The 1510-nt window shown below is 51.6% G+C and carries 1 protein-coding gene; it reads right to left on the reverse strand.

Annotation, left to right across the window (positions count from 1 at the left end; all coding sequences use genetic code 11):
• Positions 1-73: 73 nt before the first annotated feature.
• Positions 74-1425 (reverse strand): IS3 family transposase gene (locus tag V6N04_RS18955; RefSeq protein WP_371171735.1). Its coding sequence is split into 2 segments (ribosomal slippage): positions 74-1089 and positions 1089-1425, totalling 1353 coding nucleotides; the frame shifts between segments, so codons are not numbered across the junction.
• Positions 1426-1510: the final 85 nt, after the last annotated feature.

Here is a 1510-nt window from a genome sequence, read left to right on the forward strand (position 1 = left end):
TGTCCGTCGTCATATAAAGTTGGACATCATAGCGGCTTGAGCATTGGAGGCTCTGGCTCGTTTGTGTGATTGATTATGCGGCTTGTTTTTCGTGATGCAAGCGTCGTTGCCGGATTGTCTGTTTTTTGATCCTTTTCCTTTCCCGCAGAATGGCTTTGTCGCGACCAAAGTAGACGTCAGCAGGTGTGACGTTGCTCAAGCTCTCGTGGTATCGTGCGTTGTTGTAGTAATCGACGAAGGCCCCGATCTGACGTTCGAGATCGCCTGGTAGGTAATAGTTTTCCAAGAGAACCCGGTTCTTCATCGTCTGATGCCAGCGTTCGATCTTGCCTTGGGTTTGTGGATGGAATGGTGCGCCACGTACATGCGTCATGTTTTGGCCTTCCAGCCATTCTGCCAGATCGCCGGAGATGTAGCACGAGCCGTTATCGCTCAGAAGACGCGGTTTATGACGCACAACGGCTTGGTCGCAACCCGACGCATTCAGCGCCAGTTCGATCGTATCAGTGACGTCCTCGGCACGCATGTTTGTGCAAAGCTTCCAGGCAATGATGTAGCGACTGTAGTCGTCCAAGATCGTGGACAAATAGTACCAACCCCAGCCGATGATCTTGAAGTAAGTGAAGTCCGTTTGCCACATCTCGTTAATAGATGTGGTTTTGTCTTTGAACTCATCGGCCGCTTTGATCACCACATAATCTGGTGCAGTGATCAGATCAGCGGCTTTGAGAATGCGATAAGCTGATGATTCAGAGACAAAATACCTCTTTTCATCGGTGTATTTGACGGCCAATTCCCGTGTCGACAGCGCCTCATGCTCCAGCGCAAACTCAATCAGATCATCGCGGCGGACATCCGGAATGCGGTTCCAGACTGATCCTGGGCGTGGCGAATGATCCGCCAATGCGTCCACGCCACCATCGACATAAAGATCGTACCACCGGTAGAATGTGCTGCGCGGAATGCACAGCATATCAAGCGTCTGTTTGACCGGCAGGTGGGAGCCCTCAACGGTGCGGATGATCTCAAGCTTTTCAGAAGTAGGGTACCTCATTCCTCGTATCCCCCATTTCCTGTCATGCTTTTTTTGAGCAGACGGTTTTCAAGCGTCAGATCAGCCACGCACTCCTTCAGCGCCAAAGACTCTGAACGCAGTTCCTTCACTTCTGGTGACGTGGCCTGACGCGCGGTATCGCCCGATAAGCGGCGCTTGCCTGCTTCAAGGAATTCTTTGGACCAGCTGTAATACAGGCTCTCCGCAATACCCTCGCGGCGGCAAAGAACGGCGATGCTCTCCTCGCCGCGCAGACCAGCCAAAACAATACGGATCTTCTCTTCAGCTGAGTAAGTTTGACGTGTCTTACGACGGATGTTTTTGACAACCTTGTCGGCGGCGTCTTTCGATGTAGTCGGCTTCTTCGTCATCTCGATCTCCTAATCGATAAGATGAACCAGAAATCCTCCTCTATTCAAATCCTCAAATCTGTCCAACGGGTGCTGACGTCAGACA

This window comes from Aliiroseovarius conchicola (assembly GCF_041403445.1).
Lineage (GTDB): Bacteria > Pseudomonadota > Alphaproteobacteria > Rhodobacterales > Rhodobacteraceae > Aliiroseovarius > Aliiroseovarius conchicola.